This is a genomic window from Nocardia brasiliensis IFM 10847, assembly GCF_000710915.1.
Classification (GTDB): domain Bacteria; phylum Actinomycetota; class Actinomycetes; order Mycobacteriales; family Mycobacteriaceae; genus Nocardia; species Nocardia brasiliensis_A.
The window spans coordinates 46,238-61,849 of the sequence record NZ_BAUA01000035.1 but is presented as its reverse complement, the minus strand read 5'-3'; the positions used below and the strand labels follow the sequence as shown (position 1 = coordinate 61,849).

The window sequence follows — 15,612 nt, the reverse complement described above, 5'->3', positions numbered from 1 at the left end:
GATCCCATGATTACCGCGATCGTGCTTATCGACGCCGACAACGGGCGTATTCCGGAGACCGCGCAGGCGGTGGCGGATACCGAAGGGGTCGCCGAGGTGTATTCGTGCGCAGGCGATGTGGATTTGATCGCGATCGTGCGGGTGCGCGACCACGAGCAGATCGCCGACGTGGTCACCGGACGGATCGACAAGACGCCCGGCGTCGCGCGGACCATCACGCATATCGCGTTCAAGTCGTATTCGAGCGCCGATGTGGAGGCCGGGTTCTCGCTGGGGGAGTAGCGCCTCAGCCCACGATCACGGATTTGCCGGGGTAGGTGGCGATTTCGCCTGCCCCGAGCACGCCGGTGACGTCACCGCCGTCGCAGTCGGCGCGGGTGAACACGGTCACCGTGCCCGCGGTGTGGTTCTCGATGGACATCTGAGCGCCGTCGCCGACCATCATGCAACCGGACGGGTCGGCGTACGGTGTGCCGTTGATGTACAGAGTGCCCGGGATGGCGGATGCGGTCGGCGCCACGGTGACGAATCCCGCTGTCGCCAGCACGCCCAGTAGTACGGAACAGCTGCGCTTCATGCCGTGCTCCTTACTCTCCGAAGTGAGATGCCCGACGTTCGCCGAGTGAGCCGCTGATGCGCCGTGCGCTCGTCGCGACCACGCCGGCTCCATTCCCACCCTAGCCCGCTGAACAGGCTTTATGTCCAGGAGCTACCAAATCGCACCCCTGGACAAGCGATCGCCGGGTAACGGTGGCGGCAGCGGCCGAGCGCCGTCCACCACCATTACCTGATCAAGTGACCGACAAGTCAGCGGTCGCCGAGGGTGACGGTGAGCTTGGCCCACCGCTCGAGCAGTGCGGCTCCGTTACCGGTGTCGATGGCCTCGGCGGCGCGGGTCAGGCCGGTGGCCAGCGCGTCGTGCACGTCGGTGTCGAAATCGACTGTGCCCTGGGACAAGTCGTAGGCGACGATGGCCGCGGCGGAGTTCAGCAGGACCGCGTCGCGGACCGGGCCCGTGCTGCCGGCCAGGACATCGCGGGCGACCCCGGCGTTGACCTCGGCGTCGCCGCCGCGCAACGCGGCGAGATCGACCCGCGGGATGCCGAGCCGGGTCGGGTCGATGGTGGTCTCGCGACGTCGTCCACCCGAGACCACCCAGGCGGCGGTGGTGTCGGAGGTGGTGATCTCGTCCAGCCCGTCGTTGCCGCGCACCACCAGCGCGCTGCCGCCGCGCTCGGTGAACACGCCCGCGATCACGGGCAACAGGTCGGGGAAGGCGCAGCCGATCAGTCCGGCCCGCGGCTGGGCCGGGTTCGTCAGCGGTCCGAGCACATTGAAGACGGTGGGAATGCCGATCTCCTTGCGGGCCGCGCCCGCGAACCGCAGCGCGGGATGGAACGCCGGTGCGAAGCAGAAGCCGATACCGACCTCACGGATGCACCGCGCGACGGACTCCGGCCCGAGTGCGAGCTTCACCCCGAGTGCCTCGAGCACGTCGGCGCCGCCGCTCTTGGAGGAGGCCGCGCGGTTGCCGTGTTTGACCACGGGCACCCCGGCCGCGGCGACCACGATCGAGGACATGGTGGAGATGTTCACCGACCCGGAACGGTCCCCGCCGGTGCCGACGATGTCGACCGCGTCCCCGTCGATGTGCACCAGTCGCGCGTGCTCGAGCATGCCGGTGGCGAGGCCGGCCAGTTCGGCGGGTGTGGGGCCCTTGATCTTCATCGCGACACCGAACGCGGCGATCTGAGCGGAGGTGGCGTTGTCCGACATGATCTCGTCCATCGCCCATGCCGTGTCGGCCGCCGCCAGGTCGCCGCCGTCGGCGAGGGTTCCGAGTACCTGTGGCCAGCTACGCATGTTCTCTTACTCCCGTTCACACTGGTTCAGGCACCAGTTCGTCGCGAAGAAGCTTACTGTGCCCCCTTGCCGGGAAGCCCGCGCTTAAACCGGCCGCGGCTGCAGCGCGTCCCATCCGTCGGCGGTGCCGTCGTGCCGCTGGGCCAAACCGGCCATCCGGGAACGTTCCTGCGAGCAGTGCAGCGCGTCGAGCACCTGGACCCGCTGCAAGATCAGGTTTTCCAGCGGGTCGGTGCCCGGGCCGCCGACCCGGGGCGCGGGCGCGTAGCCGTCCTGCGCGGCGATGGCGCACACCGTCTCGACCTGTTCGGCCGGGATCCGCAGGTGATGGCGCAGCACTGCGGGCGCGTCGGCGGTCCAGCCGTCCGCGCGGGCCAGCGCCGCCGAACAGGCTTCGGCGTCATCGAAACTCGCGGTGACCACCACGAGATCGGCCCGGCTCGGGTCCAGTGTCGCCGTGCCGCGGCGCCCGAACCATCGGCGCCATATCCCCGCTGCCACATCGCCTCCATCTCAGCTTTTACTCAGTACTGCCTGTCATGCTGTGCGGGCGTCACCCGGCGACATCCGGTGCTCACCCCGGCCGTCCGGCGAAACGATCTCCAACACGCCGAGCCCAGGTCGAGAGCCTGTCTGTCCGTGGGTTTTCCGACACGGAGACACAAGTTTCGCACCCGGGTACTTGTGTCGTACTACGACGAGTCATACTTACCCCCGTGACGACCGCAGTAGGGACCCCCGGATCGGCCATAACCCAGCGTGTGCACTCGCTGAATCGGCCCAACATGGTCAGCGTCGGTACCATCATCTGGCTGTCCAGCGAGTTGATGTTCTTCGCCGGCCTCTTCGCGATGTATTTCGTCGCGCGCGCCCAGGCCCACGGCAACTGGCCGCCGGAGCCGACCGAGCTGAACCTGAAGCTCGCCGTGCCGGTCACCGCCGTGCTGGTCGCCTCGTCGTTCACCTGCCAGATGGGTGTCTTCGCGGCGGAGCGTGGCGACGTGTTCGGCCTGCGCCGCTGGTATGTCATCACGCTGATCATGGGCGCGTTCTTCGTCGGCGGCCAGGGCTACGAGTACATGAACCTGGTCCACGAGGGCACCTCGATCTCGAGCAGCTCGTACGGCTCGGTGTTCTACATCACCACCGGTTTCCACGGTCTGCACGTCATCGGCGGTCTGATCGCCTTCGTGTTCCTGCTGATCCGCACCAAGGTCAGTAAGTTCACCCCGGCGCAGGCCACCGCCGCGATCGTCGTCTCGTACTACTGGCACTTCGTCGACATCGTCTGGATCGGGTTGTTCGCCACGATCTACTTCGTCCGCTGACCCGGGCGATACCCCAGTCTTTTGCACACGTCGGTTCCGTCTACTCCAAAGGGACACAGATGAGTTCATCTCCCCCGTCAGCGCCAGCGCCCGAAAGCAAAGGGAACGGCGAGGCCAGCAAGACGCGCAGGCAGCGCCGCGTTCGCCGTCGCATCGCGGGCGGCCTCGCGCTGTTGGTGGGCCTCGTCGGAGCAGGCTTCCTCGCGGCGGCCCTGACGCCGAACCCGCAGCTCGCGACCGCGAACGACGACAAGTCCGCGTTGATCCGCGAGGGCAATCAGCTCTACGACACGTCCTGCATCACCTGCCACGGGGCGAACCTGCAGGGTGTCCAGGACCGCGGCCCGAGCCTGATCGGCGTCGGCGAAGCCGCCGTCTACTTCCAGGTTTCCTCCGGCCGCATGCCGATGGCCCGCAACGAGGCCCAGGCGCAGCGCAAGCCCGCCAAGTTCGACGAGCACCAGACCGACGCGCTGATGGCGTATGTCGCGGCCAACGGCGGCGGCCCCAGCGTGGTCCGTGACGCGAACGGCGAGATCGCCCAGGAGTCCCTGCGTGGCGACGACATCGCCCGCGGCTCCGAGCTGTTCCGCATGAACTGCGCGTCCTGCCACAACTTCACCGGCCGCGGCGGTGCGCTGTCCTCCGGTAAGTTCGCGCCGCCGCTGGAGCCCGCCAACGAGCAGCAGATCTACGACGCGATGATCTCCGGCCCGCAGAACATGCCGAAGTTCTCCGATCGGCAGCTGACCCCGGAAGAGAAGCGCGACATCATCGCCTACGTGATGAACGCGAAGGAAGAGCGCGCCCCCGGCGGCTGGGATCTCGGTGGGTTCGGTCCCGCGACCGAGGGTCTGGTCATCTGGGTGGTCGGCATCACGCTGGTCGTGGGTGCCGCGATTTGGATCGGTTCTAGGTCATGACTGAGAGGGAGCCTAACGTGGGTCGGCCGGATGAGGGCCACGACGGCGTCGAGCCGTCGAACGAGCAGGTCACAGGGGCCGGCGCCCATGTGGCCAAGACTGACGGCCATGCGCTGACGGAGCCGACCGAGGCCGAACTCGACGCGATGAGCCGCGACGAGCTGGTCAAGCTCGGCACCGAGCGCGACGGTGTCGACGTCGCCTACCGGCGCGAGCGGTTCCCGGTGCCGGGCACCCGCGCCGAGAAGCGGGCCGAGCGTGCGGTCGCGTTCTGGTTCGCCGTGTCCGGGATCGCCGCGGCCGCGCTGGTCGGTGTGTTCCTGTTCTGGCCGTGGGAGTTCAAGGCCAACAAAGAAGACGGCCACGCCGCCTACTCGCTGTTCACGCCGCTGGTCGGTATCACCTTCGGTGTCTCGGTGCTGGTCATCGGCATCGCGGTGGTGCTGATCCGCAAGCTGTTCATCCCGGCCGAGCTGTCCATCCAGGACCGGCACGACGGCCCGTCGCCCGAGGTCGAGCGCCGCACGCTGGTCGCCGAACTCAGTGACGCGCTGGAGACCTCCACGCTCGCCCGCCGCAAGCTGATCACCCGCACCGCCGGTGCCGGCGTCGGTGTGCTCGGCATCGGCGCGCTGCTGGTGTTCGTCGGCGGCATGGTGAAGAACCCGTGGGCCAAGGGCGACAAGTCGCCGCTGTGGGTGTCCGGTTGGACCCCCGACTACGAGGGCGAGACCATCTACATCCGGCGCGACACCGGTCGCCCGGAGGACATCGTGCTGGTGCGTCCCGAGGATCTGGACGCGGGCGCCATGGAGACGGTGTTCCCCTGGAAAGAGAAGTGGCGCGGCGACGAGCACGCCACCCTGCAGTCGTTGCGCGGTATCCGCAACCCGGTCATGTTGATTCGCCTGCGCACCGAAGACGCGCAGAAGGCGATCAAGCGCAAGGGTCAGGAGAGCTTCAACTACGGCGACTACTTCGCCTACTCGAAGATCTGCACCCACCTCGGTTGCCCGACATCGCTGTTCGAGCAGCAGACCAACAAGATCCTGTGCCCCTGCCACCAGTCGCAGTTCCTGGCGACCGAGTGGGGCAAGCCGGTCTTCGGTCCTGCCGCCCGCGCGCTGCCGCAGCTGCCGATCACCGTCAACTCCGAGGGCTTCCTGGTCGCCAACGGCGACTACATCGAGCCGCTCGGACCGGCCTTCTGGGAGCGTCGTTCATGAGTGAACGTAGTGAGCGAATCATGTGCCAGCGTGCAGGGCACATGACGGAACCGAGCGCCAGCGAGGTGCAGTCATGAGCCCTTCCGTTGCAGCTCAGGCGAACGAGGCGGACGAGCGCTATCGCGCCGCCGCGTTCATGAAGCGGTCGATCAACAAGGTCTTCCCGACCCACTGGTCGTTCCTGCTCGGTGAGATCGCGCTGTACAGCTTCATCATTCTGCTGCTGTCGGGCGTCTACCTGACCCTGTTCTTCGATCCGTCGATGACCGAGGTCGTCTACAACGGCGCGTACCAGCCGCTGCGTGGTGTCACCATGTCGCGGGCCTACGAGTCGTCGCTGAACATCACCTTCGAGGTGCGCGGCGGTCTGTTCGTGCGCCAGGTGCACCACTGGGCGGCGCTGCTGTTCGCGGCGTCGATCATCATCCACCTGTTCCGCATCTTCTTCACCGGCGCGTTCCGCAAGCCGCGTGAGGCGAACTGGGTGATCGGCTGCCTGCTGCTGATCCTGGCCATGTTCGAGGGCTTCTTCGGCTACTCGCTGCCCGACGACCTGCTGTCCGGCACCGGCCTGCGCGCCGCGTTCGGCGGTATCACGATGAGCGTGCCGATCGCGGGCACCTGGCTGCACTGGCTGATCTTCGGCGGTGACTTCCCCGGCGACATCATCATCCCGCGTCTCTACATCGCGCACGTGTTGCTGTTCCCCGGCATCATCCTGGCCCTGATCGCCGCGCACGTCGCGCTGGTCTGGTACCAGAAGCACACCCAGTTCCCCGGCCCGGGCCGGACCGAGAACAACGTGGTCGGCGCGCGCATCGTGCCGGTGTTCGCCGCGGACCAGGGCGCGTTCTTCGCGTTCACCCTCGGCATCGTCGGCATCATGGGCGGCGTCTTCCAGATCAACCCGATCTGGAACCTGGGCCCGTACAACCCGTCTCAGGTGTCGGCCGGTTCGCAGCCGGACTTCTACATGATGTGGACCGACGGCCTGGCCCGGCTCATGCCGCCGTGGGAGCTGTACCTGGGTCGCTACACCGTGCCCGCGGTGTTCTGGGTCGCGTTGATCATGGGCTTGGTGTTCACCGTCCTGATCGCCTACCCGTGGATCGAGAAGCGGCTCACCGGCGACGCGGGTTCGCATCACAACCTGCTGCAGCGCCCGCGCGACGTGCCGGTCCGTACCGCGATCGGCGCCATGGCGATCGGTTTCTACGTGGTGCTGACGCTGTCCTGCGTCAACGACATCCTGGCGCTCAAGTTCGACATCTCGTTGAACGCGACCACCTGGATGGGTCGCATCGGTCTGCTCGTGGTGCCGCCGGTGGCGTACTTCGTCGCCTACCGGTTCTGCATCGGCCTGCAGCGCAGTGACCGTGCGGTGCTCGAGCACGGCATCGAGACCGGTGTGATCAAGCGGCTGCCGCACGGTGAGTACATCGAGGTGCACCAGCCGCTCGGCCCGGTCGACGACCACGGCCACCCGCTGCCGCTGGAGTACCAGGGCGCTCCGGTCCCGAAGAAGATGAACAAGCTGGGTTCGGCGGGCAAGCCGGGCACCGGTAGCTTCCTGCGGCCCGACCCGTGGCAGGAGAGCGAGAAGCACTTCGAGATCGAGCACGCCGAGGAGCACCGCCAGCTCGCGGTGTTGCAGCAGCGCCAGGAGCTCGAAAACGGTGGCAAGCACAGCCACTGACAGCTGAAAAACGAAGGCCCCGAGTCGGATCCGACTCGGGGCCTTTGTCGTTCGCGGTCAGCGCCGGCGCGCCGCTTCGATGGCTTCGAACTTGGCCAGGTTGTGCCGGGCGTCGGCCAGGGCGTCGTGCGCGTCCGGCGGGACCGGGGGCAGTTCGGGGCGGCCGTGCGCGTCCCAGTGCTGGCGCAGTTCATTGGTGTAGCGGGGGAGCGCGCTGGGCAGGTCGACCATCGAGCCCCACAGCTGGCACAGCGCCACGTGGTCGTAGGCGCCGACCCAGGCCCACAGTTCGGGCACCACCGACGAGCGCGGCACCAGGAACTTGTACAGCTCGTCGCGGATCTGCTTGCGACTGCGGTACAGCGGCGAGGACGGGGACGGCAGCTGCGGCAGCACATGCCTGCGCACCCACGGCCCGGCCCGGCCCGGGTCGAATTCGGTGGACACCGCGTAATATTCGCGGCCGTCCTCGCAGACCACACCGATGGAGACCAGGTCGATGACCACCCCGTCCTCGATGAATTCGCAGTCGTAAAAATATCGAAGCGAGATCGCTCTACTCCTCCGCAGTTCGGTGTTGCCCCCGGATATGTCTCGGTCAATCACCCTAAGCGGGGCGGGCGCCGGATTCGTATCGGGGCAGGGTGGTGGTGGTCACCACCCCTATGGTGGGTATCACGGCCGTCCGAAGGGTCCGTATTCTGAACGAGTGAACTGGACCGTCGACGTACCCATCGATCGCCTGCCGGAACTGCCGCCGCTGCCCACGGAGCTGCGCAGGCGGTTGGACGAAGCGCTGGCCCGCCCTGCGCTACAGCAGCCGTCGTGGGATCCGGAGCAGGCGGCGGTGATGCGCACCGTGCTGGAGAGCGTGCCGCCGATCTGCGTGCCCGCCGAGGTGGAGGAGCTGCGCGAACAGCTCGCCGAGGTGGCCCGCGGCGAGGCGTTCCTCATGCAGGGCGGTGACTGCGCGGAGACGTTCGCCGACAACACCGAGCCGCATATCCGCGGCAACATTCGAACCCTGCTGCAGATGGCGGTGGTGCTCACCTACGGCGCGAGCATGCCGGTGGTCAAGGTGGCCCGGATCGCGGGGCAGTACGCCAAGCCGCGCTCCTCCGACACCGATTCGCTCGGGCTCAAGTCCTACCGCGGCGACATGGTCAACGCGCTCGTCGCCGATGCCGCGATGCGCGAACACGATCCGTCGCGGCTGGTGCGCGCGTACGCCAACGCGAGCGCCGCGATGAACCTGGTGCGCGCGCTGACCGGTGCGGGCATGGCCGACCTGCACAAGGTGCACGACTGGAACCGCGACTTCGTCGCGAAGTCGCCCGCCGGTGCGCGCTACGAGGCGCTGGCCGAGGAGATCGACCGCGGTCTCGCGTTCATGACCGCCTGCCGGGTGAACGACCCGAGCCTGAAGTCGGCGCGGATCTACGCCAGCCACGAGGCGCTCGTCCTCGACTACGAGCGGGCGATGCTGCGGCTGAGCGAGAACGCGGCGGGCGAGCCGGTGCTCTATGACCTGTCCGCGCATTTCCTGTGGATCGGCGAGCGGACCAGGCAGCTCGACGGCGCGCATATCGCCCTCGCCGAACTGCTCGCGAACCCGATCGGCCTGAAGATCGGCCCGTCCACCACGCCCGAGCAGGCCGTGGAGTACGTCGAGCGGCTCGATCCGAACAACGAGCCCGGCCGGCTGACCATCGTGTCCCGGATGGGCAACAGCAAGGTCCGGGACGTGCTGCCGCCCATCATCGAGAAGGTGCAGGCCACCGGCCACCAGGTGATCTGGCAGTGCGATCCGATGCACGGCAACACGCACGAGGCGTCCACCGGTTTCAAGACCCGGCACTTCGACCGCATCGTCGACGAGGTGCAGGGCTTCTTCGAGGTGCACCACGCGCTCGGCACCCACCCGGGCGGCCTGCACATCGAGCTCACCGGCGAGGACGTCACCGAATGCCTCGGCGGCGCCCAGGACATCTCCGACCTGGACCTGTCCGGTCGCTACGAAACCGCCTGCGACCCGCGCCTGAACACCCAGCAGTCGCTGGAGCTGGCGTTCCTGGTCGCCGAAATGCTGCGCTGAACAAGGCTTTCCAGAGGGGACGTACCCGTCCGGGTACGTCCCCTCCGGCTATTGTGCTGCCCCGCCGACGTTTCCGGATCATCTGCGGGAGCGCCTGCAGCGCCGTGACGTAGTCTGCGCCGGCGCACGAAAGTCGCTGGGAGATAGGCCATTCGGGCATATCGGTCGTGAGGCGTGGCGGGTGATCCAGGTCGCTGTGGCCGTGCGAAACTCTTCGCGATGCTCACTTACTTCGAAGCGACGGTCATCGGTGTGGTGCAGGGGGTCACCGAGCTGTTCCCGATCTCCAGCCTGGGGCATTCGGTGCTGCTCGCGGCGTGGCTCGGCGGTGACTGGCAGCGGCTGGTCGATCAAGGCGAGTCCGGCACGGGCACACCGTATTTGGCCTTCGTGGTGGCCTTGCACGTGGGGACCGCGGTGGCATTGCTCGGCTACTACTGGCGAGACTGGCGGGCCATCGCCGTCGGCTTCGCCGGCTTGCTGCGCACCGGCCGGGCCGAAACGGTCGCCCAGCGGTTGGCCTTGTTGATCGTGATCGCCAGCTTGCCGATCGCGGCCTTGGGGCCGTTCCTGCAACATCCGCTGCACGTGCTGTTCGCGGCGCCGATCTGTGCCGCAATCTTTTTGGTGCTCAACGGCATCGTGTTGATCATCGGCGAGGGGCTGCGCCGCCGCAACGAGCCGACGCTCGCACAGTACGGGCGAAGCTTCGCGCTGCACGGCCGGGCGGGCGTGCGCACCGCGGAAGCCCGTAAGCGCCGGTCGGATCGACGCCTGGCCGCGCTCGAGCCGGAGGACGCCCTCGCCATCGGATTCGCTCAGGTCGGCGCATTGCTGACCGGATTCAGCAGAGCGGGACTGACCATGGTCGGCGGACTGTGGCGCGGCCTGCAGCACGAGCAGGCGGCGAAATTCGCTTTCCTGCTGGCCACTCCGGCGATCCTGGGTGCGGGCCTGATGGAGATCCCGGAGCTGGCCGGGCCGGACACCGCCGGAATCCGCGGGCCGGTGCTGGTCGGCGCGATCGTCTCCGGAGTGTCGTCGTGGTTGGCGGTGCGCTTCCTGGAGCGCTACTTCCGGACCCGCACCCTGCTCCCGTTCGCGGTCTACTGCCTGGTCGCGGGAACGGTATCGATCGTCCGATTCCTCTGATTCCGTATGTCGTTCGAGCAGCGCGGCGATCGCGACAGCCGAAGTCTGTTGTCGCGCTAGGGCAGCGCCGTCAGCTGGACGGTGGATCCCGGCTCGACGTTCGCGCTGATCCCCGGCACCTGGCCGATCACCACCGAGCCGTCGGTGGGCGTGAGCTGTTTGACCTCGACCTGCAGGCCGAGGCTTTCCAGCTTGGATCTGGCGTTGCCGACGCTCGACCCGATCAGGTTCGGCATCTTGAGCGCGTTGGAGACGAAAAGGGTGACGCCGCTGCCGGATTGGACGGTGGTCCCGGCGACCGGATCGGTGCCGATCACCTTGTCCGCCTCGACGGACTTGTCGAATTTGGTCTGCCGGTCGCGGACCTTGATGCCCGCGTCGGTGAGCAGCTTCACCGCTTCGTCGGCCGTCTTGCCGCGCACGTCGGGCACCTTGATCGGCTTCGCGCCGTTGCTGCGGTACACCTTGACCTGCGCGCCGGTCGGCAGCACGGTGCCGGGGCCGGGCTCGACCCTGGCGAGGGTGCCCTTGGGCGCGGGATTGCCTTCTTCGCCGGAGTCCACCGGTTGCAGGCCCGCGTCGCGGATCAGCTGATTGACCTTCGAGATGTCGTCACCGGGATTGAGGTCCGGCACCTTCGGTTTGCCGCTGGAGACCAGTACCGCGACCGTCGACCCTTTGGTGATCCGTGATCCGGCGGAGGGGTCGCTGCCGACCACGCCGCCGACCGGAATGGTGTCGGAGGCCTTCTGCCGCAACTCCGTCTCGAATCCGGCATCCCGCAAGGTCGCGACCGCTCGGTCGGTGTCGAGTCCGGCGATCGCGGGCACGGGCGAGAACCGGCCGAACCCGAGCCACCAGCCGCCGGCACCGACCACCAGCGTGAGAATCGCCACGACGGCGATCCAGATCCACGCAGTGCGCCGCGACCTGCTGGGATCCGGTGCGTAGGACTGGTACGGGGCCGACGCGTGCTGCTGGCGTACGGGCTGCTCGTCGTAGCCGTCGGGTCCGTAGTCCGCGCGCGGGCGCGGCGCGGTGACCACGCGCGTGTGCTGCACCGTCGGCGGCGTGTACGGCGGCGCGGGAGTCGCGGCGGGCTGCTGGGCGGCCGGGGTGGCCACCTTGTAACTGGCACTCAGGTGCTCGGCCGACTCCTGCGGCGCGGGCACCCGGTACGGCGGCAGGTTCAGCTTCGCGCCGATCTGCCGCAGCGCCGCCGCCATCTCGTTCGCGTCGGCGAACCGATGCGCCGGCTCGCGCGCGGTGGCCTTCGCGACCAGCTCGTCGAACTCCGGCGGCACGCCGGAGATGAATCGGCTCGGGCTCGGCACATCGTTCTCGATCCGCTGATAGGCGATCGAGATCGAGGTATCGCCGGTGAACGGGACGCGCCCGGTCAACAGTTCGAAGATCAGCACGCCGAACGAGTAGACGTCGCTGCGCGCGTCGGCCGTGCCGCTGGTCACCTGTTCGGGGGAGAGGTACGCGGCCGTGCCGAGAATCACGCTGGCCGAGGTGGTGTTGGCCGCCGCCACCGCGCGGACCAGGCCGAAATCGGCGATCTTGACCTCGCCGGCGTCGGAGATCAGCACGTTCTCCGGCTTCACGTCGCGGTGCACCAGCCCCGCGCTGTGCGCCACGCCGATCGCCGCGAGCACGGGCTCGGCCACCGCGCGCACCGCGTGCGGCGGCATCGGGCCGCGCTCGCGCAACAGTTCGCGCAGCGTGCCGCCCTCCACCAGCTCCATGATCAGGAACGGATATTCGCCGTCCACGCCCTGGTCGTACACCGCGACCAGCGACGGGTGCTTGAGCTTGGCGACCGCGCGGGCCTCGAACTCGAATCGAGTGAGGAACTGCGGGTCACCGGCGAACTTCGGATCCATCACCTTGATGGCGACGGGGCGATCCAGCCGGGTATCGACCCCCCGGAAGACCATCGACATGCCACCGCGGGCGATCGGCGCATCGATGCGATAGCGCCCTTCCAGCATTTGGCCGATCAATTGATGTCCTCCGGCTTTCACAAAGTTCTCACCCCTCGCGGTTGCGCCCACAAGCGATCGACCGCCCCGTGCGGCCCTCACGATGGTATCGGCGAAACGCGCCCGGGTGTCTCACGACGTGCGGTGGCGGACGGTCTACCGTTATCGGCGTGAGTGCATTTCCCTGCAGCGATGATGTTCTTCCGGAGTCCGTGGCGCTGGTGCCGCTGCCCGAGGTGGCCGACCGGCTCGGGCTCGTGGTGACCCGCGTCCATCAGATGCTGCGCGACCACCAACTGCTCGCCATCCGCCGAGACGGCGTGGCAGGTGTCCCCGAGCGGTTCTTCGACAAGGAGGGCGCGGTGGTCAAGCCCCTGCCGGGCCTGATCACCGTGATGAAGGACGCCAAATACACCGACGAGGAGATCCTGCAGTGGATCTTCACCGACGACGACAGCCTGCCCGGTAAGCCGATCGACGCCCTGCACGGCCCGCTCGCCCGCGAGGTGGTCCGCAGAGCGGCCGCCGATCCGTTCTGACCGGCCGCGCAGGCGTGCGCACGGCCCGGCCGGGCGTCAGCGTCCGGCCAGGGCAGTGGCGAACTGTGTCGCGGCGACGCGCAGGCGGTGTGGCCGTGGGACGACCGCGCGCTGGGTGAACACGGCGTAGCCAGACTCCTCGATGCGGTCGAGGATGCCCGCGTACAGCAGCGAGGCGGTGCGGATCGCGGGCCGCACGCGGGGTTCCAGCAGGTCGATGCCCGCGTCCGCGCGGCGGTAGATGTCCCGGTTGACCGCGATCAGGTGGGCGAGCCCGCGGCGCACCCTGGCATCGGTGTGCCCGGTGCGGTGGCAGTGGGTGAGCAGATCGTGGTCTACGCCGAAGGGGGCGAGTTCGTCGGCGGGCAGATACATGCGGCCGCGGTCGAGATCCTCGGCGACGTCGCGCAGGAAGTTGGTGAGCTGGAACGCCTCGCCGAGGGCCGCGGCCGCGGGTTCGGCCTCGGTGAGCGGGACGACGGTGCCGAGCACCGGCAGCACCTGTAGTCCGATGGCGGCGGCCGAGCCGCGCATGTACTCGCGGAGTTCGGTCATCGTGGCGTAGCGGTCGCGGAACCGCGCGGTGCCGGGCACGTCCATCCGCATCGCGTCGAGGAACGTCCAGAAATGCCCTGCCGCGATGTCGTAGCGATCGATGGTGTCGGCCAGCGCGAGCAGCGCCAGACGGTGCGTTTCGAAGGCTTTGTGCGACAGGGCATCCGGTGCGGCGGCGGTGCCGTCCAGCAGCGCGCGCAGCTGATCTTCGATCAGGTCGAGTTGCGCCGCCGGGGCGAGCGCATTCCCCTCGCATCCGGTGTCGCCCGGAAACCGCTGCACCGCACCGCTTTCCGTGTGGTCGACAATATCGTCCACTACTCTGGCGAACGCGTAGAGCGCGTGGATCGCCGGTCGGCGTTCGGCCGAGAGCAGCCGGGTCGCCAGGAAATAGGTGCGTCCGTACCGCGCCGCGATCTGCCGGCACGCGCGATACGCCACGGCGAGTTCGGCGGCCGTGCCGCGCCGCGCGTGCTCGACCGCGGGCGGCGCGAAACCGGTCATGTCCGGGCGGGCGTGGCCGGTTCGGTGCTCGGTGCCGCGGCCCGCAGACGCAGCGGGTCGACCTTGCGCAACGACATGGCCGCCACCACGGCGGCGAACGTCGCGGCCGCGACATGCCCGAAGGAGTAGAGCCCGATCGAGCCGTCGGGTTGGAACACCAGCATCAGCCAGGTACACAATCCGACCAGCACCATCAAGGTCGTGGTGGACAGCGCGAATCCGGCGGCCAGCGCGAGCGGCCACGAGTAGTACCAGGGCAGTGCGGCGGGGGAAAGGATGACGATCGCGACGAAGGCGATCAGGATGCCGAACACCGCCTCGCGCTCGCTGTGCCGGAACCGCCACCAGGTCCAGGCGAGCAGCGCGACGAGCGCGAGCATGCACAGCAGCCGGGTCACGTTGAGCACCTTGCCGCCGTCCAGGGTGGTCACCCAGCCCACCATGTGCATCATGATGGTCGGCAGCGAGAGCCAGTTGATGATCTTCTTCGAGCCGGACAGCGCGGTCAGCCAGCCGATGCCCACGCCCGCGATGGCCGAGGCCGCGACGAACACCGCCGCGAACACGCTCAGGCCGAGTCCGGCGATCTTGGCGAACATCAGTGCCGGGTGCGGCATGTCCTCGGTCGGTTCCGCGGCATCGTGCGGGCGTTCGCTCTCCGGTAACTGGTCCGGCTCGCGGCGGGTGCGCTGGGCGGCGCGCCGCTCGCGTTCGTGCAGCATCCAGATCCACACCAGGAACGGCAGTGCGACACCGGCGGTCGCCTTGATCGCCACGCCGATCGCGAGCACCACGATGCCCGCGACGTGGTGGCGCTCCAGCACCAGCGCGATGGCCGCGCACATCAGGCCGACCATCAGCATCTCGTTGTGCACGCCGCCGAACAGGTGGATCAGCACCAGCGGGTTGAGCACCGCGAGCCACAGCGCGACCGTCGGCTTGCCGCCGAGGTGTTTGGTCAGATACGGCACCGCCCACATCATCAACGCGAGGCCGGGCAGCATCACCAGCCGCATCGCGATGGTGCCCGCGACGACGTTCTCGCCGGTGATGCTGGTGATACCGCGACCGAGCAGCAGGAATATCGGCCCGTAGGGCGCGGTGGTGTTCTTCCAGACGGGACTCACGTTGTCGAGCAGCACGCCGGGGTTCTTCACCGGGCCGTCGACATACGGGTCGAAACCGTCACGCAGCAGTGCGCCCTGCGCCAGGTAGGAGTAGACGTCCTGGCTGAACATCGGCACCGCGAAAAGCAGAGGGGTGATCCAGATTCCGACGATGGCCCGCAGTTCGTTCAACGTCACGGGTGTATCGGGTCTGTCGCCCTTGCCGATCGTGGCGCGGCCCAGCCGGACCCACGCGGTGATCATCAGCAGCACGCCGATCCAGATCACGATCGTGCAGAGCGCGTAGCCGTGGCCGTAACGTAGCCAGGACAGGTGTAGCGCCTCGAGCAGCGGGTCGCGCTTGCGGGTGCTGCCCGCGCCGAACCCGCCGAGGGTGATCATGATCGCGCCGTAGAACCCGAGCAGCGCCGCGTGTCCCTCGGGGGTGCGCAGGAAGACGGCACTGGTACGCATCCAGGACCGCACACCCGACGTGTCGGTGGCGGCCGATTCGCGCTGCGCTGCGGTTTTCGGTGCGTGGCCGTCGATATCTGTCACTGTGGCCTTTGCGGCGCGCGTTTCGGGGGATGCCATCTGGTGTCGGTCCCCCCGAGTGGTCAGCGGTCGCAACCGCGAG

General features: G+C 68.2%; 15 protein-coding genes. 8 read left to right on the top strand and 7 right to left on the bottom strand.

The annotated features are described in order from the left end of the window. Positions 1-6 precede the first annotated feature (6 nt). Positions 7-282 (top strand): Lrp/AsnC family transcriptional regulator, encoded by a 276-nt coding sequence (locus NBRGI_RS06960; protein WP_014983111.1) that lies wholly within the window; start codon positions 7-9, stop codon positions 280-282. A gap of 4 nt (positions 283-286) precedes the next feature. Here the strand turns inward: NBRGI_RS06960 and NBRGI_RS06955 are convergent, their stop codons facing one another. From NBRGI_RS06955 to NBRGI_RS06945, 3 genes are all read right to left on the bottom strand, one after another. Beyond that, the gene (locus NBRGI_RS06955; RefSeq protein WP_029893678.1) at positions 287-577 is read right to left on the bottom strand and encodes a hypothetical protein; all 291 of its coding nucleotides are present in this window, start codon (positions 575-577) and stop codon (positions 287-289) included. A 230-nt stretch (positions 578-807) separates the two neighbouring features. After that, positions 808-1,863 carry an anthranilate phosphoribosyltransferase gene (gene trpD, locus NBRGI_RS06950; protein WP_029893676.1) on the bottom strand — a complete coding sequence of 352 codons (1,056 nt, stop codon included), beginning with the start codon at positions 1,861-1,863 and terminating at the stop codon, positions 808-810. Positions 1,864-1,947: 84 nt separating this feature from the next. Beyond that, positions 1,948-2,364 (bottom strand): hypothetical protein, encoded by a 417-nt coding sequence (locus tag NBRGI_RS06945; protein ID WP_029893674.1) that lies wholly within the window; start codon positions 2,362-2,364, stop codon positions 1,948-1,950. A 215-nt stretch (positions 2,365-2,579) separates the two neighbouring features. On the opposite strand from NBRGI_RS06945, the gene ctaE reads away from it, so the two are divergent. The 4 genes from ctaE to qcrB all read left to right on the top strand — a co-directional run bounded on the left by ctaE (position 2,580) and on the right by qcrB (position 7,036). Beyond that, positions 2,580-3,191 (top strand): aa3-type cytochrome oxidase subunit III, encoded by a 612-nt coding sequence (ctaE, locus tag NBRGI_RS06940; protein ID WP_029893672.1) that lies wholly within the window; start codon positions 2,580-2,582, stop codon positions 3,189-3,191. Positions 3,192-3,250: 59 nt separating this feature from the next. Continuing rightward, a complete protein-coding gene (gene qcrC / locus NBRGI_RS06935; RefSeq protein ID WP_162836657.1) occupies positions 3,251-4,114 on the top strand; it encodes a cytochrome bc1 complex diheme cytochrome c subunit in 864 nt (287 codons plus the stop codon). A gap of 17 nt (positions 4,115-4,131) precedes the next feature. Next, complete coding sequence (gene qcrA / locus NBRGI_RS06930) at positions 4,132-5,340, top strand: cytochrome bc1 complex Rieske iron-sulfur subunit (RefSeq protein WP_014983117.1); 1,209 nt, start codon at positions 4,132-4,134, stop codon at positions 5,338-5,340. A 73-nt stretch (positions 5,341-5,413) separates the two neighbouring features. Next, a complete protein-coding gene (qcrB, locus tag NBRGI_RS06925) occupies positions 5,414-7,036 on the top strand; it encodes a cytochrome bc1 complex cytochrome b subunit (protein ID WP_029893666.1) in 1,623 nt (540 codons plus the stop codon). Between the two features lie 57 nt (positions 7,037-7,093). On the opposite strand, the gene NBRGI_RS06920 is transcribed toward qcrB, so the two are convergent. Next, entirely contained in the window at positions 7,094-7,588 is a 495-nt protein-coding gene (locus NBRGI_RS06920) for a polyadenylate-specific 3'-exoribonuclease AS (protein WP_029893664.1), read from the bottom strand. 157 nt (positions 7,589-7,745) lie between these two features. Here NBRGI_RS06920 and NBRGI_RS06915 point away from each other — a divergent pair, with 157 nt between their 5' ends. After that, the gene (locus tag NBRGI_RS06915; protein WP_029893662.1) at positions 7,746-9,131 is read left to right on the top strand and encodes a class II 3-deoxy-7-phosphoheptulonate synthase; all 1,386 of its coding nucleotides are present in this window, start codon (positions 7,746-7,748) and stop codon (positions 9,129-9,131) included. A 219-nt stretch (positions 9,132-9,350) separates the two neighbouring features. Next, complete coding sequence (locus tag NBRGI_RS06910; RefSeq protein WP_029893660.1) at positions 9,351-10,283, top strand: undecaprenyl-diphosphate phosphatase; 933 nt, start codon at positions 9,351-9,353, stop codon at positions 10,281-10,283. A 56-nt stretch (positions 10,284-10,339) separates the two neighbouring features. Here NBRGI_RS06910 and pknB read toward each other — a convergent pair whose 3' ends face one another. Next, positions 10,340-12,280 carry a Stk1 family PASTA domain-containing Ser/Thr kinase gene (gene pknB / locus NBRGI_RS06905; protein ID WP_029893658.1) on the bottom strand — a complete coding sequence of 647 codons (1,941 nt, stop codon included), beginning with the start codon at positions 12,278-12,280 and terminating at the stop codon, positions 10,340-10,342. Between the two features lie 161 nt (positions 12,281-12,441). Here pknB and NBRGI_RS06900 point away from each other — a divergent pair, with 161 nt between their 5' ends. Beyond that, positions 12,442-12,810 carry an Rv2175c family DNA-binding protein gene (locus NBRGI_RS06900; protein ID WP_029893656.1) on the top strand — a complete coding sequence of 123 codons (369 nt, stop codon included), beginning with the start codon at positions 12,442-12,444 and terminating at the stop codon, positions 12,808-12,810. 36 nt (positions 12,811-12,846) lie between these two features. Here the strand turns inward: NBRGI_RS06900 and NBRGI_RS06895 are convergent, their stop codons facing one another. Then, positions 12,847-13,869 (bottom strand): phytoene/squalene synthase family protein, encoded by a 1,023-nt coding sequence (locus tag NBRGI_RS06895; RefSeq protein ID WP_029893654.1) that lies wholly within the window; start codon positions 13,867-13,869, stop codon positions 12,847-12,849. Next, the gene (locus NBRGI_RS06890; protein WP_370627697.1) at positions 13,866-15,569 is read right to left on the bottom strand and encodes an alpha-(1->6)-mannopyranosyltransferase A; all 1,704 of its coding nucleotides are present in this window, start codon (positions 15,567-15,569) and stop codon (positions 13,866-13,868) included. The genes NBRGI_RS06895 and NBRGI_RS06890 overlap by 4 nt, the downstream gene beginning before the upstream one ends. Positions 15,570-15,612 lie beyond the last annotated feature (43 nt).